19 protein-coding genes and 1 pseudogene are annotated in these 21,093 nt (G+C 66.1%); 9 read left to right on the top strand and 11 right to left on the bottom strand.

What is annotated here, in order from left to right; genetic code table 11:
- Window positions 1-9: 9 nt before the first annotated feature.
- A complete protein-coding gene (locus tag VGU03_RS01320) occupies window positions 10-540 on the bottom strand; it encodes a hypothetical protein (RefSeq protein WP_327477955.1) in 531 nt (176 codons plus the stop codon).
- A 147-nt stretch (window positions 541-687) separates the two neighbouring features.
- On the opposite strand from VGU03_RS01320, the gene bla reads away from it, so the two are divergent.
- Entirely contained in the window at window positions 688-1,578 is an 891-nt protein-coding gene (bla, locus tag VGU03_RS01315; protein ID WP_327477953.1) for a class A beta-lactamase, read from the top strand.
- Between the two features lie 138 nt (window positions 1,579-1,716).
- On the opposite strand, the gene VGU03_RS01310 is transcribed toward bla, so the two are convergent.
- Both VGU03_RS01310 and VGU03_RS01305 read right to left on the bottom strand, forming a co-directional pair.
- Window positions 1,717-2,223 (bottom strand): PH domain-containing protein, encoded by a 507-nt coding sequence (locus VGU03_RS01310; protein WP_327477951.1) that lies wholly within the window; start codon window positions 2,221-2,223, stop codon window positions 1,717-1,719.
- A gap of 112 nt (window positions 2,224-2,335) precedes the next feature.
- A complete protein-coding gene (locus VGU03_RS01305; protein ID WP_327477949.1) occupies window positions 2,336-3,613 on the bottom strand; it encodes a phospholipase D-like domain-containing protein in 1,278 nt (425 codons plus the stop codon).
- A 301-nt stretch (window positions 3,614-3,914) separates the two neighbouring features.
- On the opposite strand from VGU03_RS01305, the pseudogene VGU03_RS01300 reads away from it, so the two are divergent.
- Window positions 3,915-4,070: pseudogene (locus tag VGU03_RS01300) on the top strand (HupB); the annotation flags it as partial.
- A gap of 22 nt (window positions 4,071-4,092) precedes the next feature.
- Here VGU03_RS01300 and VGU03_RS01295 read toward each other — a convergent pair.
- Window positions 4,093-4,596 carry a GNAT family N-acetyltransferase gene (locus VGU03_RS01295; RefSeq protein ID WP_327477947.1) on the bottom strand — a complete coding sequence of 168 codons (504 nt, stop codon included), beginning with the start codon at window positions 4,594-4,596 and terminating at the stop codon, window positions 4,093-4,095.
- Between the two features lie 95 nt (window positions 4,597-4,691).
- On the opposite strand from VGU03_RS01295, the gene VGU03_RS01290 reads away from it, so the two are divergent.
- The gene (locus tag VGU03_RS01290; RefSeq protein WP_327477945.1) at window positions 4,692-5,525 is read left to right on the top strand and encodes an endonuclease/exonuclease/phosphatase family protein; all 834 of its coding nucleotides are present in this window, start codon (window positions 4,692-4,694) and stop codon (window positions 5,523-5,525) included.
- 22 nt (window positions 5,526-5,547) lie between these two features.
- On the opposite strand, the gene VGU03_RS01285 is transcribed toward VGU03_RS01290, so the two are convergent.
- Entirely contained in the window at window positions 5,548-6,468 is a 921-nt protein-coding gene (locus VGU03_RS01285; protein ID WP_327477943.1) for a M14 family metallocarboxypeptidase, read from the bottom strand.
- A 121-nt stretch (window positions 6,469-6,589) separates the two neighbouring features.
- Between VGU03_RS01285 and VGU03_RS01280 the strand changes: the two genes are divergently transcribed.
- The 3 genes from VGU03_RS01280 (at window position 6,590) to VGU03_RS01270 (ending at window position 9,655) form a co-directional block, all read left to right on the top strand.
- Complete coding sequence (locus VGU03_RS01280) at window positions 6,590-7,417, top strand: SAM-dependent methyltransferase (protein ID WP_327477942.1); 828 nt, start codon at window positions 6,590-6,592, stop codon at window positions 7,415-7,417.
- 66 nt (window positions 7,418-7,483) lie between these two features.
- The gene (locus VGU03_RS01275; RefSeq protein ID WP_327477940.1) at window positions 7,484-7,789 is read left to right on the top strand and encodes a hypothetical protein; all 306 of its coding nucleotides are present in this window, start codon (window positions 7,484-7,486) and stop codon (window positions 7,787-7,789) included.
- A gap of 9 nt (window positions 7,790-7,798) precedes the next feature.
- Window positions 7,799-9,655, top strand: a complete 1,857-nt coding sequence (locus VGU03_RS01270) for a GGDEF domain-containing protein (protein ID WP_327477938.1) — start codon at window positions 7,799-7,801, stop codon at window positions 9,653-9,655.
- Between the two features lie 67 nt (window positions 9,656-9,722).
- On the opposite strand, the gene VGU03_RS01265 is transcribed toward VGU03_RS01270, so the two are convergent.
- The 5 genes from VGU03_RS01265 to VGU03_RS01245 all read right to left on the bottom strand — a co-directional run bounded on the left by VGU03_RS01265 (window position 9,723) and on the right by VGU03_RS01245 (window position 15,984).
- Window positions 9,723-11,282, bottom strand: coding sequence for a glycoside hydrolase family 30 protein (locus tag VGU03_RS01265; protein WP_327477936.1), 1,560 nt, complete (start codon window positions 11,280-11,282; stop codon window positions 9,723-9,725).
- A gap of 369 nt (window positions 11,283-11,651) precedes the next feature.
- Complete coding sequence (locus VGU03_RS01260; RefSeq protein WP_327477934.1) at window positions 11,652-12,413, bottom strand: ABC transporter permease; 762 nt, start codon at window positions 12,411-12,413, stop codon at window positions 11,652-11,654.
- Window positions 12,413-13,369, bottom strand: a complete 957-nt coding sequence (locus VGU03_RS01255; protein WP_414655921.1) for an ABC transporter ATP-binding protein — start codon at window positions 13,367-13,369, stop codon at window positions 12,413-12,415. Before VGU03_RS01255 ends, VGU03_RS01260 begins: the two co-directional genes overlap by 1 nt.
- Window positions 13,370-13,552: 183 nt before the next feature.
- Window positions 13,553-15,112 carry a sensor histidine kinase gene (locus tag VGU03_RS01250; protein ID WP_327477932.1) on the bottom strand — a complete coding sequence of 520 codons (1,560 nt, stop codon included), beginning with the start codon at window positions 15,110-15,112 and terminating at the stop codon, window positions 13,553-13,555.
- A 245-nt stretch (window positions 15,113-15,357) separates the two neighbouring features.
- Window positions 15,358-15,984, bottom strand: coding sequence for a GntR family transcriptional regulator (locus tag VGU03_RS01245; RefSeq protein ID WP_327477930.1), 627 nt, complete (start codon window positions 15,982-15,984; stop codon window positions 15,358-15,360).
- A gap of 358 nt (window positions 15,985-16,342) precedes the next feature.
- Here VGU03_RS01245 and VGU03_RS01240 point away from each other — a divergent pair, with 358 nt between their 5' ends.
- Genes VGU03_RS01240 through VGU03_RS01230 form a run of 3 tightly spaced genes read left to right on the top strand, consistent with a single transcriptional unit; the run spans window position 16,343 to window position 18,966 of the window.
- Window positions 16,343-16,486: a benenodin family lasso peptide gene (locus tag VGU03_RS01240; protein WP_327477928.1), complete on the top strand. Its 144-nt coding sequence runs from the start codon at window positions 16,343-16,345 to the stop codon at window positions 16,484-16,486.
- A gap of 54 nt (window positions 16,487-16,540) precedes the next feature.
- Entirely contained in the window at window positions 16,541-17,206 is a 666-nt protein-coding gene (locus VGU03_RS01235) for a lasso peptide biosynthesis B2 protein (protein WP_327477926.1), read from the top strand.
- A complete protein-coding gene (locus VGU03_RS01230) occupies window positions 17,206-18,966 on the top strand; it encodes an asparagine synthase C-terminal domain-containing protein (RefSeq protein WP_327477924.1) in 1,761 nt (586 codons plus the stop codon). The genes VGU03_RS01235 and VGU03_RS01230 overlap by 1 nt, the downstream gene beginning before the upstream one ends.
- Window positions 18,967-18,969: 3 nt before the next feature.
- Here VGU03_RS01230 and VGU03_RS01225 read toward each other — a convergent pair whose 3' ends face one another.
- Window positions 18,970-21,054, bottom strand: a complete 2,085-nt coding sequence (locus tag VGU03_RS01225) for an Atxe2 family lasso peptide isopeptidase (RefSeq protein ID WP_327477922.1) — start codon at window positions 21,052-21,054, stop codon at window positions 18,970-18,972.
- Between the last annotated feature and the right edge of the window lie 39 nt (window positions 21,055-21,093).

Below are 21,093 nucleotides of genomic sequence, written 5' to 3'. Positions count from 1 at the left end.
GTGCGTACCTCAGCGTCCCGTATCCGGAGCCGCGGAGGCACCGAGCCTGAGCTTTTCCCGCTGGTAGTCGATCAACAACTGGTCCGCCATCATGTAGTGCTTGTCCTTCAATGCGGATTGCAGCATCTGCGCGACTTCCTGATCGCTTTTTCCACGCAGCGACGCGCGGTGCATGTGGAAGGCTAGATTCGGATCGTAGGCATCGGCCACGAACTTCGCTCCCTGCGGCGACATGCCCATGCCCTGCCATGCCTCGGCCAGCTTGACCCGCAGCTTGGCCAGGTTGGCCGCGGAATTGAGCCAGGCCTGACGGTCGCCCTCCGCGAACTGGTCGGCCTTGTTCTGCAGCTGGCGGTTATAGGTGTCCTGTTGCCTGCGCATCATGTCGGCGTTCGGATCGCTTTGGGGCTGCTGTTGTTGCGCGAAGGCCGTGGAGATCGTCAGCGCCAGCACTGCAGGGACAAAGAGAAGTGCGTTGCTCATGCGATGGTCCTCCCGATGTGCGCCGTCACGGCGCGAGCCAATGGTGTTTTCCCTCACCCCGGGCTGCAGTCTAGTAGCCATCGGCCCGGGGGGAGTCATCCCGGCGCCGGCCCATGCCTGGGCTCTGCCCCGCCCCTGGCCTTGGCTGCGCCCGGCAGTCCCCGAGCATGGGCGTCGCCTCAGCAACGAAAGGATCGGACTGGAATGAAACGCCGCGATTTCATCAAGGGCAGCCTGCTGGGCGCCCTGTTGCCGGCCACGCTGGCCCACGCTACGCGGGATGCCGCCGCGACGGACCCGGCCATCCGCCTTGCCGCGCTGGAGCGCCGCCATGGCGGACGGCTGGGCGTGGCGATCCTGGATACCGGCGGCGGGCGCCGGATCGCCCATCGCGGCGGCGAGCGCTTCCTCATGTGCAGCACGTTCAAGGTGCTGGCGGTGGCCGCGGTGCTAGCACGCATCGACCACGGACTGGAGCGGCCGGAGCGCCGCGTGACATTCGACCGCGATGTGCTGCTCGGCCACTCGCCGATCACCCGCTTGCACACCGGCGCACCAGGCATGCGCGTGGACGAGCTGTGCGGGGCGACGATCACCGTCAGCGACAACGCCGCCGCCAATCTGCTGCTGTCCAGCCTGGGCGGCCCGCAGGCGGTGACCGCCTTCGTGCGCGGCCTGGGCGATATGGTGACCCGGCTGGACCGCAGCGAACCCGAACTCAACGTCGGCCAAACCGGCGATGCGCGGGACACCACCACGCCTGACGCCGCGGTCGATACGCTGCAACGCATCCTGCTCGGCGATGCGCTCTCGGACGCGTCCCGCAAGCGATTGCTCACCTGGATGCGCGGCTGCCTCACCGGCACCGACCGGCTGCGCGCCGGCCTGCCCGCCGGCTGGAGCGCCGGCGACAAGACCGGCAGCGGCCCCGCGGGCGAGAGCAACGATGTCGCGATCCTCTTTCCGCCGCACCGGCCACCGCTGCTGGTGGCCGCCTACTACGTCGCGCCCGCGGCCGACGCCGCCATGCGCAGCAGGGTGCTGGCCGAAGTGGGCAGGATCGCCGCGTCGCTGGGCGAAGGGCCGGCCGCGTAAGGACGCCTGCGTGCATCCCGCCTTGCCCTCCCCCACGAAGCCGACGATGGGTAGGCACACCCTGCGCGCTGCAAGGGGCTTCCACCTCACCTGCCCACCCTCCCGTCGGCCCGGACGCCGGCGGAATGGGTCCAACCGTTACATCTGCTCCATCGGCAGCACGCGCCGGCGGGCGCGCTCGCGCAGCGAGCAGTCGCGCAGCGTGTCGGCCATCGCCTCGAGGCCGGGAATGCCGTAGAGGTACACCGACGACATGCCCGGATCGGACGAATGCAGGTGTACCTCGCACAGCCCCAGCATGCGCATCCCCAAGGGCTTGAGCACGTCGAAATGATCCACCCGGAACAGTTCCAGGCTGTCCTTGGCCTTGGAGAACAGGCCGCGCTCGACCTGCACGCGTTGCGTGGTGACGATGAAGGTGATGCTTAAGCTGCGCACCCAGTAGACCAGCAGCGCCAGGCCCAGCGTGCACACCGCCAGCACGTATTGGCCGAAACTGTAGATCACCCGCGGGTGGCCCGAGAACAGCGTCTGCTCCACCGTCGCCTCGTGCGCGGCGACGTAGCTGTCCAGGTCGGTGCCGCAGTAGCGGCACTTGTGCGCCGCGGCCTGGATGAGCTCCGCGCAGGCCGGGCACCGTTTCATCCCCTCTTCCATCGCCGTCTCCTCCGCTGGGCAGGCCCTGCCGCCGTGGCCGGACCGAACGAGCCGGGATTCTAGCCGGCCGCGCGCCCAGGCGTTTCAAACCCGAGCGGGTTCAAAGCTGCGAGGCGAAGCTGGCCCAGAACCTATCGCTGAGCCGCTGCGACCAGGGACGACCGTGCAGGCGCTCCAGCGATACCAGGCCGCAGACGGTAAGGTCGCGCTCGAACACGCCGTCCATGTGCCGCGCGAAACCGCCGTCGTAGACCACGATATTGGCCTCGTCGTTGAGGTAGAAGGAGCGGCTGTCGAAGTTGGCGGACCCCGCGATGGTGAGGTAGTCGTCCACGATCATCAGCTTGCTGTGGAACAGCGACGGGCCGTAGCGGTAGATCTGCGCACCCGCGGCGATGAACGGGCCCCAGTAGGTGCGCGAGGCGTCGCCGACCATGTGGCCGTCCACGTGGTCGCCCTCGACGATGATGCGCACCTTCACCCCGCGCGCGAGCGCCGCCATCAGCGCGCGGCGCGCCGGTTCGTCGGGCACGAAGTAGGACGCCTGCAGGTCGATCGAGCGGCGCGCGCCGGCGATGGCGAGCAGGAACAGCCGCTGCGACTTGTAGTCGCCCACGCGATCGGCACTGGCGACCACCTGCACCGGCAGACCGCCCGGCGCCGCGTCCGCCGCCTGGGCGAACGCCGGCAACGGCTCGCCGCCGGTGGCGAGCCAGTGTTCCTCGAACACCCCGCGCATGCGGGCCACCGCCGGCCCCTGGATACGGAACATCATGTCGCGCTTCTGCGTGCCGTTGCGTGCATCGCCCAGCCACGCATCGTCGATGCCCATGCCGCCGGTATAAGCGACGCGGTCATCGACCACCATCAGCTTGCGGTGGGTGCGCTTGTTCAGGCGGTCCAGGTCGTCCCACCGCGGCGGGCGGAAAAAGCGGAACTCCACGCCGGCCGCGCGCAGCCGCTCGGCGTCGGCCTCGTTGCCGCGCGAACCCATCCAGTCGACCACCATGCGCACCTTCACCCCGGCGCGCGCGCGCTCGGAAAGCGCCGCCACGAAGGTCTGCGCGATGTGCCCGGGACGCAGGATGTAGCTCTCCAGCTCGATGCTGTGCCGCGCCGAGCGGATGTCGGCGAGCATCGCGGGGAAGTAGGCGTCGCCGTTCTGCAGGTCGGCCACGGCGTCGCCCTGCGTCAGCGGGCTGTCCAGCAGGGCCACCGCCTCGCGCCGGAAGCCGTCGCTCTGTACCGGCGCGACGTGGCTGGGCGCCTGCGCCAAGCCGTGCCCTTGCGGCAGCACGTTGCCCACGGTGAGGCCGGCCAGGCCGACGCAGAGCAGCCCGGCCAATCCCAGGCCCAGGGGACGCAGCCACTTACGCATGCGCGCGCCTCCCGGCCAGCGGCTGGGGCCGGCACATCGGGCCAACGGGAAGGGCAGCGCCGCCATGGCGGTCCTGCGCAGGCAGGCGCGACGGCCGGGCATCCAGCGCCAGGCCATGGAGAATGAAAAGCATGGAGACACGAAGCGGTGCAGGTGCGTCTATGGTGGAGGCGGCCACCTGAAGCACAAGCAAGCTCTCCCGTTGGCTGGCTTGCACCTGTGTGTTCGCCTTGCGCCCGCGGCGACCCCGCATTCACCCCCGGCGCGCTAGCGTCCGTTCACCCCACCACGGAGCCATGCCATGCCCAAGGGTGACAAGTCCTCCTACACGGACAAGCAGAAGCGCGAAGCCCACCACATCGAGCAGAGCGAGAAGAAAGAAGGCAAGTCGCAGGAAACCGCCGAGCGCATTGCCTGGGCCACGGTGAACAAGCAGGACGGCGGCGGCAAGAAGTCCTAGGCGCCCGTCCCCGCGCGGCCTATCGGAAAGCCGCGGCGAACCGGCGGACGGTCTGGTCCGACCCGGGAATGCGCACGCTGCCGTCAGGCCGGAAGCCGAGCTTGCCCAGCAGGCCGATCGAGCGGACGTTGTGCTCGTTCACGATCGCCAGCACGCCGCTTACGCCCGGCAGGTGCCGGGCGTGTTCCATGACCGCGCGCGTCGCCTCCAGCGCGTAGCCCTGGCCGGTGAATTCGGGCAGGAACGCATAACCGATGTCGATGCCGTCCAGGTAATCGCGCTTGAGCAGCCCGGCCGTGCCGATCGCCGTGCCCTCCCCTGCCAATCCGACACGCCAGAGCCCGAAGCCGTGCTGCGCATAGCTCGCCAGCGGCCCGTCGCGCAGGTAGGCGCGTGCGCCGTCCAGATCGCGCACGCCCTTGTCGCCGATGTTCTCCATGAAGCTCGGCTCGTTGAGCAAGCGCAGAACGAATGCATCGTCATCCAGGCTCAACGGCTGGATGACCAGCCGCGCCGTCCTCATCGGGACCATCGGTTCACCTCACACACCAGGCGCCACAGCGCGCCCGCACACGTTACCCTGTTGCGGGTACGACTTCGCCCCTGCCGGAGAATCCCATGCGCCTGTGGCTGATCCTGATTGCCGCGCTCGGCCTGGCCGGGCCGCTGCCCGCGCAGACGCTGCGCGTGATGAGCTTCAACGTACGCCTGCCGCTCGCCAGCGACGGCCCCAACCGCTGGGAGCGGCGCCGCGACCTGATGGTGCAGACCATCCGCGAGCAACACCCCGACGTGATGGGCACGCAGGAGCTCTACAAGCTGCAGGGCGACTATATCGTCGGCAAGCTGCCCGACTACGCGTGGTTCGGCGAGGGCCGCTACGGCGGCGACCGCGACGAGCACATGGGCGTGTTCTACCGGCGCGACCGGCTGCGCTTGCTCGACTCGGGCAACTTCTGGCTGTCGGATACGCCGGACGTGCCCGGCAGCATCAGCTGGGGCCACCCGCTGCCGCGCATGGTCACCTGGGCGCATTTCGAGGACCGGCGCGGCCGCCGCTTCTACTACTACAACACCCACTTTCCCTACCGCGACCAGGACACCGACGCGCGCAACCGCGCCGCGCAGGAGATCCACGACCGCGTGGCGAAGCTACCGGCGGACGCGGCGGTGGTGATCACCGGCGACTTCAACACCGATCCTTCCAGCGAGGCCCACGCCGTGCTGACCAAGGGGCTGCGCGATGCGCGCGAGGCCGTCGCCCATCCGGTCGGGCCCGAGGCGACCTTCCACAATTTCACCGGCACCCCCGACCGGCGCATCGACTGGATCCTGGTGCGCGGCTTCACGCCCACCCGCTACGAGACGGTGACCACCCACGAGGGCCAGCGCTATCCGTCCGACCACTTCCCGGTGGTCACCGTATTGAAGTGGAACCCCGCCGCGCACTGAGCCGGTGACGCCCGCGCGTCGCTCAGGCGTGCGCCAGCGCGAAATCGATCGCCGCGCACACGGCCGCGGCCTGCGCCGCGTTGCACTGCTCCGGGCTGGCGCGTGGGCTGTCCGGATAGACCTCGGTGGTGGTCTTGTAGCGCGCGTCGGTGATGCCCGCGCAAAGCCCGAGCCGGCGCAGCGGATAGCGGATCACGCCCGGCGCCGCCACCGGCGAACCGATGATCTGGCCTTGCGCGTCCGCCGGCGCGATATGGGTGACCTTGGCCACCGCCTCGATCACCGCCTGCTGGAACGCCGGTTGCGGCGCCTCCTCGTCGTCCACCAGATAGAAGCCGTCGGGGATTTCGCCCGGCACGTAGGCCACGCCGTCGCGCGCGGCCAGCGCCGGGCGGAATTCCGACTCGTCGGTATCGGTGGTCTCGTGCAGATCGACGTGGACCAGCACGCGCCCGCGCAGCGGCTCGACCAGCGCCATCAGCGCGGCCGATTCCGGCGCTGGGCTGTCCGCGCGGAACGAGCGGTTGGGATCGATCGCCAGCGCGTTCCAGCGATGGATGCGCTCATAGGCCCAGGGACTCACGCAGGGCGCCACCAGCAGATTGACCCGCCCCGCGTACGCCGACGCGTGCCGGTCGACGAACTCGAGCGCGCCGTGCACGCCGCTGGTCTCGTAGCCATGCACGCCGCCGGTCACCAGCGCGCAGGGCAGGTCATCGCGCCAGTCACGGCTCTTGATCGCCAGCAGCGGGTAGCTGTCCGGGTGGTAGTCCAGGCGGCCGTACGGGATCACGTCGAAACGCGGACGCAAGGCGTCGACCGCGTGCAGCACCTGTGCTTCGTAGCTGCGCTGCCGGGCCTGGCGCGCCAGCCAGGCGGCCACTTCGGCCGGTCCCCAGGGAAACCCGGGCGTGCCGATCGGATAAGGGGCGGGAGAGGTCATCGCGTCACTCGCTGTGAGGATCCATCGAGGCGGCGCACTCTAGCACCAGGCTGGACCATGGCCTCGGCCGGCCCGGTTCCGGCGCCCGCTAGAGCCTGGAAATTTGCCCTACTATCACGTAATGAACACATCGGTTTTGCCTGCACCCGAGAGCTCCCGCCGCGGCCGCCTGGCGTGTGTCGGCCTGGGGATGACGCTGGGGTCCCACCTGACGCCGCTGGCGCGCAGCCACATCGAGCAGGCCGACGTGGTGTTCGCCGGCCTGTCCGACGGCGTGGTGGAACTGTGGCTCGAACGCATGCACCCGGACGTGCGCAGCCTGCAGCCCTACTACGCTAAGGGCAAGTCGCGCATGAAGACCTACCGCGAGTGGGTCGAGCTGATGATGGCCGAGGTGCGCGCCGGCAAGCGGGTCTGCGGCGTTTTCTACGGGCACCCCGGCATCTTCGCCTGGTCGCCGCACAAGGCCATCGAGATGGCCCGCGCCGAAGGCTACGAGGCGCACATGGAGCCCGGCATCTCCGCCGAGGATTGCCTGTACGCCGACCTGGGCATCGATCCGGGCCGCTACGGCTGCCAGCACTTCGAGGCGAGCCAGTTGCTGTTCTACGAGCGCCGCATCGATCCGGCGGGATACCTGGTGCTGTGGCAGGTGGGCGTCGTGGGCGACCTGTCGCTGAAACGGTTTTCCACCGGTCCGGAATACCGGCAGGCGCTGGTGGATGTGCTGAGCGCGGACTACCCGCTCGACCATGAGGTAATCGTTTATCGCGGCGCCACCTTGCCGATCCAGAAGCCCAACATCCGCCGGGTGGCCTTGCGCGACTTGCCGATCATCGAATTGACGGTCGAGGAGACAGTAGTCCTACCTCCTGCTGCACCCTTGAAGCAGAATCTCGCCATGCGCGAACGCTTGGTCGCGCTGGACGGGGAAACATCTCTCGCTTGACATGGCCGGCCGCGATGCGGGGGCTCAAGAACGACCAGTGGTCACGAAAAATGGGGGGGAATCACCATGACGGACACCATCGAACTTCTGGAAGCGATTGGTCGGAACGCCGCGCTTCGCTATGCGCCTGCAGACGAGCTTGCCGGCATCCTCGAGAAGGAAAACGCGTCCGATGCTCTTAGGCATGCAACTGTAACGAACGACAGCCGGCGTTTGCTCGAAGAACTCGGACAGAAGCCCTTTCAGGCGCCACAGATCACCAATGCGCCTGGGCACGAGGAGGAGGAGCCTTGCCCCGACGGTGAGGAGCTGCCGTATTCCCCACCCGAAGCTCGACACGGTGCGGCACGCAAGCAAGCGTCACGCGAATAAATTCTGGCCATGCCCATCGGTCGGCAAGGCAATGGATTGTGGGCCACCCTTGCGGCCGTCCTGCTCTGCACCCTATTACAGGGAAGCCACGCCGCCGAAGCCTCCCGAATCACCGATGCAGGTGCCTTCCTCGACCAGACGGAGAGCCTGCGCATCAGCGACCATCGGCAGTTCAGCCAGCGGCTGGCACAGATCCATCTCGAAGCGCCTGCACTGACCACGGACCAGCAGTGGCACCTGCACTACCTCGATGCGCTCGAGTCCTCACTGGAGGGCAACTATTCGGCGGCGGAAAAGCCGCTGCGTGATGTTATCGACCAGTCAGGCAACCCGACGCTTGCCGCCAAGGCCTCGGCGCTCCTCATGAACAACCTGGCGGTCGGCCGCCGCTACGAGGATGCCTTCAGGCTCGCCCAGCAACTGGCGATGGACCTGCCGCGCATCCACGACCCGGAAGTCCGCCTCCAGATCCTCAGCTACCTGTCGCAAACCTTGAACCTTGCGGGACAGACGGATCTTGCGATCAAGTACGCGCACTTGATGGCGGACACCGCCACGTCGGACCTCACCCGGTGCTACTCGCGCGCCAGACTGGTTGCCGCGCTCTGGAACGCCAAGCAGCTGACTTCCTCCAGCCTGGATCTGACGCAAGCCATCGCCACGTGCAAGGCTGCGCGACAACCCATCATGTCGGTGGCCATGCAGCTCATCCTTGGCACTCTCCATCTGGAAGAGCATCAACCCGCCAAGACGCTGGCGCTGCTTGATCGGCTCGCGCCAAGCATACGGGTCAACCACTATTTCCCACACACGCTTTCCGCGCAGGTGCAGCGTGCGCAGGCCTACCAACGGCTTGGTAAGGATGAAGATGCGCGAAAGGCGGCGCTCGCCGCCTTGGCGATGACCAAGGCGGGCGACATCAACGATTACCTCAAGGACGCATACGAAGTGCTTTATCAGGTCGAGAAGAAGCAGGGCAACGCAGCCGCTTCGCTCGCCTACTACGAACACTACGTAGCCCAGGACAAGGGCTACCTCGACGACGTCAGCGCCCGCGCCCTGGCTTACCAGGTGGTGCAGCAGCACGTGCTGGCCAAGAAGCTCGAGACCGAGGCGCTGAGCAAGCAGAACAGCATCCTGCGCCTGCAGCAGGCGCTGGCGACCAAGGCGATGGAAACCAGCCGGCTGTACATCGCGCTCCTGTTGCTGGTGATCGCCTCGATCGTGCTGTGGCTGTTCCGGTTGAAGCGCTCGCAGCTGCGCTTCAAGAAGCTGTCCAGCCTCGACGGGCTCACCGGCACGGCCCACCACCAGCACTTCATGGGCGAGGCCGACCGCACCCTGCGCCTGCTCGAGAAACGGCGCGCCCACGCCTGCCTGGTATTGATCGACCTGGACCATTTCAAGCAGGTCAACGACACCCATGGCCATGCGGCAGGCGACGCCGTGCTCAGGCGCACGGTGGCGATCTGCCGGCTGCAGTTGCGTCCGGTGGACCTGCTCGGCCGCCTCGGCGGCGAGGAGTTCGGCATCCTGCTGCCAGGGCGCTCCCGCGAACAGGGCATGGAAACGGCCAACCGCATCCGCGTGGCCATCGAAAGCACGCCCATGAACGGCGGAACGGTCTCGGTGTCCGCCAGCGTCGGCGTCGCGGCCACCGATACCTGCGGCTACGTGCTGCAGCGGCTGTGCATGGAGGCCGACGCCGCGCTGTACCGGGCCAAGCGCGGGGGACGCAACCGCGTCATCGCTGACATCGAGGCAGTCGAGGCGATGCCGTCGGCGGCATCGGATGGAACGCGCCTGGCGGCGCCGGCCTCGCGCGGCATGCGCCTGGACGCAGCCAGCGAAGCGGCCGAGTCCTAGCGCCGCCGTCGCGGCGGGGATACGCAACGCCGGTCGCCGGCTCCCGGATCACCAGGCCGGCTGGGCATCATCGGGCGGTCGGGCGGGTGTCCAGCCAGCGCAGGAGCCGTTGCACCCATGCGCGCGCCGGGTCCGGGTTCCACACGAAGGTGGCCACGCTCTGCGCCGGCAGCTCGTAGTCGAAGCGGTTCTGGCCTTCGGACACCGCGACGCGGCGCGCGTCCGTATGGCTGTTCACCAACACCAGCGTGATCGTCCCGTCGGAGGGGTCCTGGAAGGCCACGTCGTTGACCTGCGGATCCGGCTCGCTGGAGCCCACCCGCACCGCCCCACGCGGCACGAACCGGCTGAAGTGCGCGAAGGCGTAGTACTCGTCGTTGCGGCTGACCTCGCCCGTGCGCGAGTCGATGGTGACCAGGCCCTTGCACAGGTCGCAGCCGCCGAAGTGCGGGCCGTGCTGATCGTCCAGCACCAGGTTCCAGTACACCACGCCGCGCGCCCATTGCCGGATGCCGGCCAGCAGCAGGTCGCGGGCGAACCACATCAGCTCGCCGTTGCGCGCCGATTCCCAGTCGCCGCCCGAGCATTCGGTGATGTAGGCGTCCTTCTTCGGGTAGGCGCGATGGACGTCGCCCTGCGTCGACGGCGTGCCGCTGTAGCAGTGCCAGGCGATGCCGCTGATGTAGCGCGCGGCGTCGGGGTCGCCCAGCACGGTCGAGGGCTGGCCCGGCTCGTCCCAGTTGTGGTCCCAGCCGAGGATCAGCGTCCTGGGCGTACGCCGCGCCAGCGCCGGGCCGAGATACTGGCCGATCAGGCGCGCCCGGGTGGCCGCGGGCAACGCCATGCCCGGGTAGGTTTCCGGCACGAAGCCGGGCTCGTTCTGCACGGTCAGGGCAAAGATCGGGATGCCGTAGCCGCGCAGGGTGTCAACGTACTTGACCAGGTAGTCCGCATACGCGCTTTCGAACTGCCCCAGCAGGTCCCCGCCGATCAGGTTGTTGCTGGACTTCATCCATGCGGGCGCGCTCCACGGGGAGGCGATGATGCGCAGCTGCGGGTCGATCGCCAGGATCTCGCGCACCGTCGGTATCACGTCGCGCAGGTTGGCGGTGACGTTGAAGTGCTCCAAGGTCGGATCGACTTGCCCGGTGGGCAGGTCGTCCAGGGTATAGGGCTGGGGCGAGAAATCCGACGCGCCGATGGTCAGCCGCGTCATGCTCAGATTCAGTCCCGGCGGCGGGCCGAACAATTCGTGCAGCAAGGCGCTGCGCTGCCGCGCATCCATCCGGTTCTGGAGCAGCCAGGCCGAGGCGTCGGTCAGCGCCGCCCCGAAGCCGACCATGGACTGGTAGGTGCTGTGAGTGTCGACGACCACATCGCCCGGCTGCGCTTCGTGCCTGGCCATCTCGATGTCCGGCTGACGCGCCAGGCGCAGCCGGCGATCGGCCGTGCTGAGCCATACCTGGACCGGGAACAGCACCGGCGGCGCCGGCGGCGGCTCCTGCAGCCTGACGGCCGGCGGCGGCGGAGCGCGCCGGAATGCATAAGACGACACCAGGGCAAACGCGGTCAGCAACGCCACGGACGCGACGACCAGCCAGCCGGGAACACCCTTGCGCTCATCCATGGCGCGCATCAAGCCCGTCACGCACGCTGAAACTCACTTGCGACAACTCACGATCGACGGACCCCGGGCTTGGGCATGGCACCGGTGCAAAGAGTACCGCGTCCGCGTCCATCCCAAGGCGGGACGCGGGAATACTGCCAAGCCAGTCACGGCCCCGCGGCGATCACTCGCCATTTGGCGACGAGCCGGGCCCCTCTGCCGATGGCGGGATGCAAGCTGCGTCCCGTTCTGACCGGGTGCCCAACTTTCCTGGGCTCCGTCCGTTCGGCACCGCCACCGTGCTGCTGCAGCGCCCCGGGTATCAAGGCCAATCCGCTTCTGCGATGCAGCGGGCAGGCACGGCCCGTCCCGCTGCATCGCGCGCGCGCCTCAGCTCTTGAGCTTGTAGCCCGTGCGGAAGATCCAGCCGATGGCGATCAGGCAGGCGACGAGGAAGCCGGCGATGGCCGCCAGGCTGGCGTCGACGCCGACGTCCGCCAGGTCGTAGAAGCTCCAGCGGAAGCCGCTGACCAGGTAGACCACCGGGTTGAGCAGGGTCACCTTCTGCCACAGCGGCGGCAGCATGTGGATGGAGTAGAAGCTGCCGCCGAGGAAGGTCAGCGGCGTGATCACCAGGAGCGGGATCACCTGCAGCTTCTCGAAGTTGTCCGCCCAGATGCCGATGATGAAACCGAACAGGCTGAAGGTGACCGCGGTGAGCAGCAGGAACGCCACCATCAGCAACGGATGGGCGATGTGGTAATCGACGAACAGCCGCGCCGTGGCCAGGATGATCACGCCCACGATCACCGACTTGGTCGCGGCCGCGCCGACATAGCCGGCGACGATCTCCACGAACGACACCGGCGCCGAGTGGATCTCGTAAATGGTGCCGGTGAACTTGGGGAAGTAGATGCCGAACGAGGCGTTCGACACGCTCTGCATCAGCAGCGACAGCATGATCAGCCCGGGGATGATGAAGGCGCCGTAGCTCACTCCTTCCACGGAAGTGATGCGCGAGCCGATGGCCGAGCCGAACACCACGAAGTACAGCGAGGTCGAGAGCACGGGCGAGGCGATCGACTGCATCAGCGTGCGCCGCGTGCGGGCCATCTCGAACCTGTAGATGGCGGCGATGGCGTACCAGTTCATCAGCGGCTCCTCACCAGGTCGACGAAGATCTCTTCCAGCGAGTTCTGGCGCGTGCTGATGTCGCGGAAGCGGATGCCGGCGGCGGCCAGATCGCCGAGCAAGGCGGTGATGCCGGTGTGTTCGGCCTGGGTATCGTAGGTGTAGGTGAGCTCGGTGCCGTCGGTCGACAGCGCCAGCGGGTAGCGGGAGAGCGCGGGCGGGATCGCCGCCAGCGGCTCGTGCAGCTGCAGGGTGAGCTCCTTCCTGCCCAGCTTGTGCATGAGCGTGGCGGTCTGCTCCACCAGGATCAGCTCGCCCTTGTTGATCACGCCCACGCGGTCGGCCATGTCCTCGGCCTCCTCGATGTAGTGCGTGGTCAGGATGATGGTGACGCCGCCGTCGCGCAGGCGGCGCACCAGGTTCCACATGTCGCGGCGCAGTTCCACATCGACGCCGGCCGTGGGTTCGTCCAGGAACAGCACGCTCGGCTCGTGCGAAAGCGCCTTGGCGATCATCACGCGGCGCTTCATGCCGCCGGAGAGCGTCATGATCTTGTTGTTGCGCTTCTCCCACAGCGACAGGTCGCGCAGCACCTGCTCGATGTGCGCAGGCTTTGGCGGCAGGCCGAACAGGCCGCGGCTGAAGCTCACCGTGTTCCACACCGTCTCGAAGGCGTCTGTGGTCAGCTCCTGCGGCACCAGGCCGATGCGCGAGCGGGTGGCGCGGAAATCGCGCACCACGTCGTGGCCGTCCACGGTGATCGAGCCGGCGCCGGGGTTGACGATGCCGCAGATGATGCTGATCAGCGTGGTCTTGCCCGCGCCGTTGGGGCCCAGCAGCGCGAAGATCTCGCCGCGCCGGATGCTCAAGTCGATCGGCTTCAGCGCCTGGAACCCGCCTGCGTAGGTCTTGGTGAGGCCCTCGATGACGATGACCGGGTCGATGGTCGCGGACGTCTCGTTGTGCAGCAAGGTCATCGGCGGGCACCCCGCCGCGTTGCGCAGTGCGTGCTCATGGCGTTCCTTCCAGGGATAGGGGCGATGGTGGCTGCGGCGGGCCGCGTCGCCGAGGAATCCTAGCGCGAGCTGTACGTCGAATGCAGTCGAACCTTTGGGAGATCGGTGGACCGAAAGACGACAGCTGCCGATGCGGCGTGGGATTCATTCACCCCGCGTCAGCGGAACCTCGATATCGCACTCCACACCCTGCGGCGTAAACCGGATAGAGGTTGTACCGTGCAGCTCCGCCTGGACGCCACGCTCCAGCAGGCGCGTGCCGAAACCGTGGCGCTCCGGTGGCGCCACCGGCGGCCCGTCGCGCTCCAGCCAATGCAAGCGAAGCATGCGGCGGGCATCGGCTCTGTCCACGTCCCAGCGAATCTCGACCCGGCCGGACGACGTCGACAAGGCGCCGTATTTGGCTGCATTGGTGGCGAGCTCGTGTATCGCCATGCACATCATCAGACCCACGCGCGGCGCGACGATCGTCGATTCGCCGTGGAGCACGACGTTGGACTTGCTGAGGTACGGCGTGATGCAGGCGCGCAATAGTTCATGGAGCTCGGCATCGGCCCAGCTGCGCCGGCTGAGCTGGTCGTGGGCGCGGCTCATCGCCAGGATCCGGCCTTCGACGGCATGGCGGAACTCGTCAACGTTACGAGCGCTTTTCGCCGCCTGCACCACCACGGACTGAACCGACGCCAGGGTGTTCTTGACGCGGTGGTTGAGCTCGTCCAGCAACAGCTTTTGCCGTTGCTCGGCCTCTTTCCGTTCGGTGATGTCCACCAGCATGTTGATCGCACCGGTCAACCTCCCCGAAGGATCCCGCAGCGGCGTCGGATAGGGGGCGAACCAACGCTGCGTGCCGTCCGGGCGCTCCGCGATCGCTTCGGCGCCGCGGATCGGTCGACCCTCTTTCAGTGCGACCGCCATCGGGCATGCTTCGTGCGGCAGCGGCGAGCCGTCAGGATTGAGCAATCGCCACGTGACGCACCAGCGATCTCCGATCTCGGGACGTCGCCCTGCGAAGTCGACGGCTGCTTCGTTGTAGAAGTCGATCTTTCCACTGGCATCGGTGGTGTAGATGGCGGCGGGAATCGCTTGCAGCAGTTGGTAGAAGCGGTGCTCCGAATCGCGCATTCGTTCGAGGCTTTCCAGAGCCGCGCGGCTGGCTTCCTGCGCGTCCAATAGCCTTACCGTCCGATAGGCGGCCGAGGCGAAGCGGCCCATGCTTTCGAGCTGCCGCAGGTCCTCGGCGTCGAACTTGCGATGCGCATTGTGGGCAATGACCCAGATCGTGCCGACCGCCTTGCCGCCGACGTGAAATGGCACAAGCAGCCCTTCCTCCGCCAGCGGTACCGCTTCGGCCAAATAGGGGTAGCGCTTTTCCCAACGGCTGAAGAGCGCGGGTGCGTCGCGGTCGAGCACGTCGCCGCACGGTCCGAAATGGCGCGGCGTGCCGCCGCCCAAGTGCGGGCTCCAGTCGCCCGCGATTGCGGCCCAGTAAAAGTGATGGCCGTCGTCGGTGAGCAGGCTCATACCCGCCGAGTCCGCGTTCAGCACCTCCAGCACCGTATCGGCAAGCCTCTGGAGAATCGACTGCGGCGCTTCGCTCAGAGCCTGCATGAGCCTGGCGAGTGCTCGGTTCTCGTTCTCGTAGTCGGGCGCGCGGTGGGGGCGACGCCAAAGCTCGTCAGTGCGCAGAATGGCGTCGAGCGGCACCAGGCCACGGTCGGAAGCAACGGTGCTGGCGATTCCACCGTGGGGCGGCTGGGCCGCGATCGGCGCTTGATCGCCTATTCGGCTCGTCATTCAGTTGGTCTCCCGTGACCATGCATGGAGCCGCGATGGCAGCTCGCGCCGCGTGGCGTGTTCGTGCAGGGGGTGCGGTCCGGTCCGGAAGCCTAGTGCAGGCGTGGCATACGGTAAACCGCCCGATTGCCTGGCCAGCCAAGGGCCCGGCAGACCTAGTGAAAGTAATCGCTGCGGTCGCTCAGGAGGGCCACGATGGACGGGACGAGCTGCTTCCGGCGTTCGTGATACTCGCCCAGCGCGGACTTCAGCGCCGGCATGTCGCAAGCCTGCCAAAGCCGATGCAGTTCCGAGAGCTCTTCGAGGCCGCGCTCGAACAAGCCTTGCGTCGCCCGACGGATCGGCGCCAACCGGTCGTTGGCCTGCTTCACGGCCTGGTGCAAGCACGTGTGGGACGTCGCGCGGGCGATCGCGTCGAACAACTGCCACGTCAGGACGACCGGATCGCCATCAGCGGAAATTTCCAGCGGCTCCGGCTTTGCAGTTGCCGTCGCAGCGCAGATATCGCATGCCATCAGCAGCAGGCATTCCATCCAGTCGTAGAGATCGCGCAGGGCGACTTCGGTAAGCAAGGGCACATGCAGTCCGCTGCGGGCGTGATCGACGATCAGGGCTTCACCGACCAGGCGATACAGCGCGAACCGCACCGGCGTGGGACTGATCTTGAACTCCGCGGCGAGCCTCGCCGGATCGATTCGCTGACCGGGCGCATAGCTCCCCGATCGCAGGGCGCGCCTGACCTGCCGGTACACGAAGACGCTCTTGGAGTGGATCGCATCCATGGTTCGACTCCATGTCAGCGGATGGCTGGCTCCCGGGCCGGAGCGTACAAGGATCCGGTCCCCAGCAAGAAATTTCGACTTTCGACGGACGTCAAGAATCTCTGGGCCCGAAAGCGGCGGACCTGAGCAGTACCGCGGGTTCCGCATTGTTGTGTCCTGTCGTCTCGGAGGGGCGATGTGAATCCGACCCACGACGGAACCGCAAGATGCTTCGAGCCATGCCCGCATTGCGGGACTTTAATCACGCTCCGGAACAATCATCAAATGACAGCGCAAAAATCATTTGAGAACCAAATTTTTCGCGTCCTACGCTGCCCGCGTCATGGAGCTGCCATGACGTAACCGCAGGAGACTGCAGATGAACACGAACGACAACGCGAATCGCATCAACGCGCAGGAAGATGTCATCGAGCTCGGCGTGGCCAGCGTGGAGACGAAAGGCATCGGCGCGCCGGTCAATGAAACCTTCGGCCGCTTGGGCGAACTCGGAATCTCCGAGTAACGAACCGCGAGGCGCACCGCAAGGTGCGCCTCGCACTCGGATCAGGAGACCCCGATGGCTTCATACAGACTGCAAGACGATCTGTCGTTCTGCCGCATTGATGGGCGCTTGATCTTCCTGGATATACGGAATGATCGCTACTTCCGCCTTTCGACCGACCTGGAGCGCATCTTTGTTGCGCATGTCGAAGGCACCGATGGCATGGCCGATGTTGCGCCTCTAGTCGAACGCAACATCCTTACGGCCGCTCCGCCATCCCCAAGCGCCGCGCGGCACCCCATCGAAAATGCATCCCTCAGTGCGTTGGAACTGCCCTCCCCTCTCACCCCCAATGGCAGGAGCGCTGTAGTTGAAGCGCTTGCCATCGTGTGCTGGACGCAAATTCAGCTGAAGACACGCAGCCTGAAAGCGACCCTGAATAACACGGTCGCCCGCAGGCGCCGGACTGGCGCGCTCGATCGCTGCGATATCGAACCGCGCCTTCTCAAGGAGACACTCACCTTCCTGAAGGCGCGCAAGCTTGTTCCTGTCGAGAACCGCTGCCTTTTGGATTCGCTATCGCTCACCACCTTCCTGGCGAGGCGGGACCTTTACGCCAGCATCGTCTTTGGCGTGACGAGCGATCCGTTCTCAGCGCATTGCTGGGTGCAATCCGGGAAGATCGTCCTAAACGACACGCTCGGACACACTCGGGCGTATACCGTCGTCCAGGTGATCTGATGGGCGGCTCTTTTTTCCTGCAGGCAAGCGGAGATGACCGACCGGGTAGTAGCGTGGAACCGGCCGAGCCGAGCACTACGTTGCAGGCGGCCGGCCTGCATCTTCGGACGACATTCGGTGCGATCAGCATTTTTGCAACCAGTGACACGTCCATGGTCCGGCTGCCCAACGACGGGGTCGTCCTGGGTGCTCTGTACTCCCTTAGCGGAGAAGTCATCCGGAACGCCGGCCAGCTTGCCTGCCCTCCATCGAGCAATGCCATCCGACATCACATCCTCGAGAACTGCTGGGGCGATTACGTCATCGTGATGCCTGAGGGGACGGGCCCGTGCGCAATCAGCATAACGCGCAGCCCATCCCATGCCTGCGAGCTCCAGTGCGTGTACTCGCTCTCCAACGGAAAGGGCTTTGTGACGTCGGATATCTCACTGGCGGTACGCCTGGGTCTTTATCGAAGGCGTGTCGATTTCGATTACATGGCACATCGCTTGATCTACCCCGATCTGAAAACAAGCCGTACCGGCCTGGCCGGCGTCAACGAACTATTGCCGGGCTGCACACTGCTCCTGCAGGACGGAAACGTACGCATCGACCAAGCCTGGAGTCCCTGGAACTTCGTCGGCCGGAACCAGCGCTACGCCGACGGACAGGAAGCGGCATCGGCCATCCGACGCGCCATCATGGTGGTCGTCAATACGTGGGCTGATCGCGACGAATCGGTCTTGCTCGAACTGTCCGGCGGCCTGGATTCCTCGATCGTCGGGGCCTGCCTAAAGCATTCGCAAGCCACGGTGGCATGCGGCACGTTGACGACGCCGGTCCCAGGCGGGGACGAGAGAGAGTACGGAAGCCTGGTCGCCCGCATGCTTGGGACCGAGCTATCGGTGACCGAGCTTCGCTACGACGCACCTTTCGACTTCGCGGTTCCGCAGGAATTCGTTACGCCCGTCATCGGACCGCTCCAGTACGCCGTCGACCGGATCATGGAGGCAACTGCAGAACGCAGTGGCGCGAACAGCTATTTCTCGGGCGCCGGGGGAGACACCGTGTTCTGCTATCTCACCAACGCCGCGCCCGCGGTTGACGCGTTCCGCGGGGCCGGCCTATCCACCGGGATTCAGGCCGTTCGAGACATATCCGCGTTTCATCAGTGCACCTACTGGAAGGCCGGCCGCCTCACCTTGCGAAAGCTTCTTCGGTCGAAAGGCCATCAACACGGCATCGACCACTGGTTGCTGTCTTCACGCACGCCCCTTCCCGAGCCGGAGCTTCATCCCTGGCTATCCCAACCGCCCAGGTCCCTTCCCGGCGACCGGCAACGCATCTTCGAGCTCAGCGCCACGCAATTCTTCCGGGACAGCTGCCCACGCGGCTTGAATCGCCCTGTCAGAATGCCCTTGCTGTCCCAGCCTGTCATCGAGGCATGCCTAAGAGCGCCGAGCTGGATGTGGTTTTCCGGTGGACAGAACCGCGCAATCGCCCGGAGCGCGTTCTCCGACGTACTTCCGCCCATGATCCTTGCGCGAAAGAGCAAGGGCTCATTTACCGCTTATCTGGGCGCGCTGTATCGGCGGAAAGTAGACAAGATGCTCGACTTTCTCCTTGACGGCGAGCTGGAATCACACGGCCTTTTGGACGGCCAGGCCCTGCGCCAGTTCTCCCAGGGAGAACCGCCGCGAAGCGACAGCGCCTTCATGCGCATGTTCCAGTTGTGCACCCTCGAGAACTGGATTCGTCAACAGTCGCGCCTGTCGGGATGAAGGCTACTTCGCATTCTCGCTAGCCATGCTCTGCCGCATTGTGCGCCAGCGGGCGTACTGGGCGGTCTTGGCTGGATTGCTGTCCTCGCGGCCCAGCAACCAGAACCGAAACCAGTCCAGGTTGCGCTCGTAAACGGCCAGTTTGTGCTGAGGCTGGAACTTCTGGTGCGGCTCGTTTGGAAATACGTAGACGTCGGCCCGGTTCGCCCGAATCATTGGCACCGCGTAATCGAGCGATGACCTGTACTCCTGCTCCGACATCTGCATCAACACCGGCGCGCGCACCCGATCGATGTCGTAGGAAGGAGAGATCAGCCGCCAACGCTCCGGCGTCTCTTCTGGAGCACCGAGTTGCCAGTAGCGATGCAGCCGCGAGAAATAGACATCCCCCCACAGGCTAAACAGCAGGCGTACGGTCGGGGACATCACTGGCGTGCTGATCGATATGGCAAGAGGTGTGCGCGAATTCATCGCAGTCCACATGGCGACTTCTGCACCGAAACTCAGCCCGCCCATGCCTACCCGCGCCGGGTCGATGTCGCCACGCGACCCTAGGTAATCAACCACGCTCTCGACCGCGGTGCGCCCTTGCTCGTAGCGACCGATCGCGTCATCCATTGCGGGGGCCGCATTGATGCACAGCGCCGCAATACCGTTCGCAGCCAAGGTGGCAAGCGGCCATTCGTCCCCCATGCCGCCACGCAGAAAGCCCGAGCACCGGTAGTAGGCGATGAATAGCGGAGGAGGCTTATCGCCTGTCGCCTTCGCCGGATAGAACTGCCCGGTGAAATGCGTGCCTTTGGGATCGGTCCACTCGATCGAATGCACCGGAACCGATCCCATCTCCCAAGCCAGCGCCGCGTTCGGATCGAAAAGTATCCGGTGTCGCCCCGATTCGAGATCGATCCTCTCGAGGCGAGGCGGGATGCCCGCTTCGGCGGCAACACACACCATCGCCTTGAACGATACGGCACACGGTCCGGGCTCCCAGCGCCCCCCTCCTCCGATCTGCCCACGCGACCGGGTCACCTCGCGCGCAGTTCCGCTGAGGACATTCCACCGGAAAATCGCCTGGCTGTTGTCGGGAGCAGTCACCGTGAAGACGACCTCGTCGCTCCCTGGTCGCCACGCGATATCCGTAATCGGCTTGTCGACGCATGATTCCGCTGCGCACTTCACAGGCCGCCGAGCGTTCCGTTTTGGTAGCACCGACAACTCGACCGCGGGGCGCTCCCTCAGAACGCCCCGTTCGTCCGAACGAGTCAGTATGGCGACGCGCCCGCTGTTCGAATCTTCCGCAACTTGGGAGACCTTTCCCAACGCTGGCGGAAGGTCGGAAGGTTTCAGCGGACTCGCCCGCACCTCGTCGAGCGGAAGATCCTTGCTTACACCCGCCGACAGATCGATCTCTTTCCAGCGATCGGGCACTTGGGAAAGCAGTGGAAAGCGCTCCAACTCGTTGCTGACCAGGCGCTGCGTCGCGAGGCGTCCCTCGTGGTAACCCGAGCGGAACAGGCTATCTCCCAGCGGAACCGTTCTGTCGATGTGCACACCGCGGTCGTATTCGGCCATTTCCGCGGTGACCACATCTTCGCGCGTCGCGCCGACGCTGTATTTGAGCACCGAGCCGTCGGCATTGAGCGCGAAAGCGCGAACGTTCGCCGAATCACGCGCTACCGGCTCGGTCCGGGATCCATCCACCGCTGCGCGCCACACCTCGACCCGCCCGTCCATGACAGCGCGATAGAAGATCCACCGACCATCTGGAGACCACACGGCAGCCTCACGTATGGACAATCCGCCGCTATCCCGCAGTGGCGCACCGCCCTCCCCCAGCCGTCGTGGCGGTGAAGAACCATCGATCGGTTGCACATACCAGACGGTCTCATAGGTGTTCCGCTCGATGGACGCCTGCTCGGTTCGAAATGCAACCAGGCGCCCATCCGGCGAAACAGACGCACCGCCGAAGTCGACGACCTCAACCAGTTGTCGAACGGAAGCGGGCTCCGCGCGTGACGTATGGACAACCAGTCCCAACCCGGTCATCGCAACGGCACGCAGGAGTCCCACAGCGATTGCTCTGTACACGGCCACCTCTCTGTTTGCAGCGCCCCCTCATTGGGTGGA

The organism is Frateuria sp., from assembly GCF_035944355.1.
GTDB lineage: Bacteria > Pseudomonadota > Gammaproteobacteria > Xanthomonadales > Rhodanobacteraceae > Frateuria_A.
This window is presented reverse-complemented; position numbering and strand designations above follow the sequence as displayed.

Bases quoted from the DNA above. Each gene is read 5' to 3' on its own strand.
- VGU03_RS01245 (WP_327477930.1), bottom strand. From the start codon at position 15,984: ATGGATGCGATCCACTCCAAGAGCGTCTTCGTGTACCGGCAGGTCAGG.
- VGU03_RS01285 (WP_327477943.1), bottom strand. From the start codon at position 6,468: ATGACCTCTCCCGCCCCTTATCCGATCGGCACGCCCGGGTTTCCCTGG.
- VGU03_RS01290 (WP_327477945.1), top strand. From the start codon at position 4,692: ATGCGCCTGTGGCTGATCCTGATTGCCGCGCTCGGCCTGGCCGGGCCG.
- VGU03_RS01275 (WP_327477940.1), top strand. From the start codon at position 7,484: ATGACGGACACCATCGAACTTCTGGAAGCGATTGGTCGGAACGCCGCG.
- VGU03_RS01295 (WP_327477947.1), bottom strand. From the start codon at position 4,596: ATGAGGACGGCGCGGCTGGTCATCCAGCCGTTGAGCCTGGATGACGAT.
- bla (WP_327477953.1), top strand. From the start codon at position 688: ATGAAACGCCGCGATTTCATCAAGGGCAGCCTGCTGGGCGCCCTGTTG.
- VGU03_RS01255 (WP_414655921.1), bottom strand. From the start codon at position 13,369: ATGACCTTGCTGCACAACGAGACGTCCGCGACCATCGACCCGGTCATC.
- VGU03_RS01235 (WP_327477926.1), top strand. From the start codon at position 16,541: ATGGCTTCATACAGACTGCAAGACGATCTGTCGTTCTGCCGCATTGAT.
- VGU03_RS01265 (WP_327477936.1), bottom strand. From the start codon at position 11,282: ATGGATGAGCGCAAGGGTGTTCCCGGCTGGCTGGTCGTCGCGTCCGTG.
- VGU03_RS01260 (WP_327477934.1), bottom strand. From the start codon at position 12,413: ATGAACTGGTACGCCATCGCCGCCATCTACAGGTTCGAGATGGCCCGC.
- VGU03_RS01270 (WP_327477938.1), top strand. From the start codon at position 7,799: ATGCCCATCGGTCGGCAAGGCAATGGATTGTGGGCCACCCTTGCGGCC.
- VGU03_RS01230 (WP_327477924.1), top strand. From the start codon at position 17,206: ATGGGCGGCTCTTTTTTCCTGCAGGCAAGCGGAGATGACCGACCGGGT.
- VGU03_RS01240 (WP_327477928.1), top strand. From the start codon at position 16,343: ATGAACACGAACGACAACGCGAATCGCATCAACGCGCAGGAAGATGTC.
- VGU03_RS01280 (WP_327477942.1), top strand. From the start codon at position 6,590: ATGAACACATCGGTTTTGCCTGCACCCGAGAGCTCCCGCCGCGGCCGC.
- VGU03_RS01305 (WP_327477949.1), bottom strand. From the start codon at position 3,613: ATGCGTAAGTGGCTGCGTCCCCTGGGCCTGGGATTGGCCGGGCTGCTC.
- VGU03_RS01310 (WP_327477951.1), bottom strand. From the start codon at position 2,223: ATGAAACGGTGCCCGGCCTGCGCGGAGCTCATCCAGGCCGCGGCGCAC.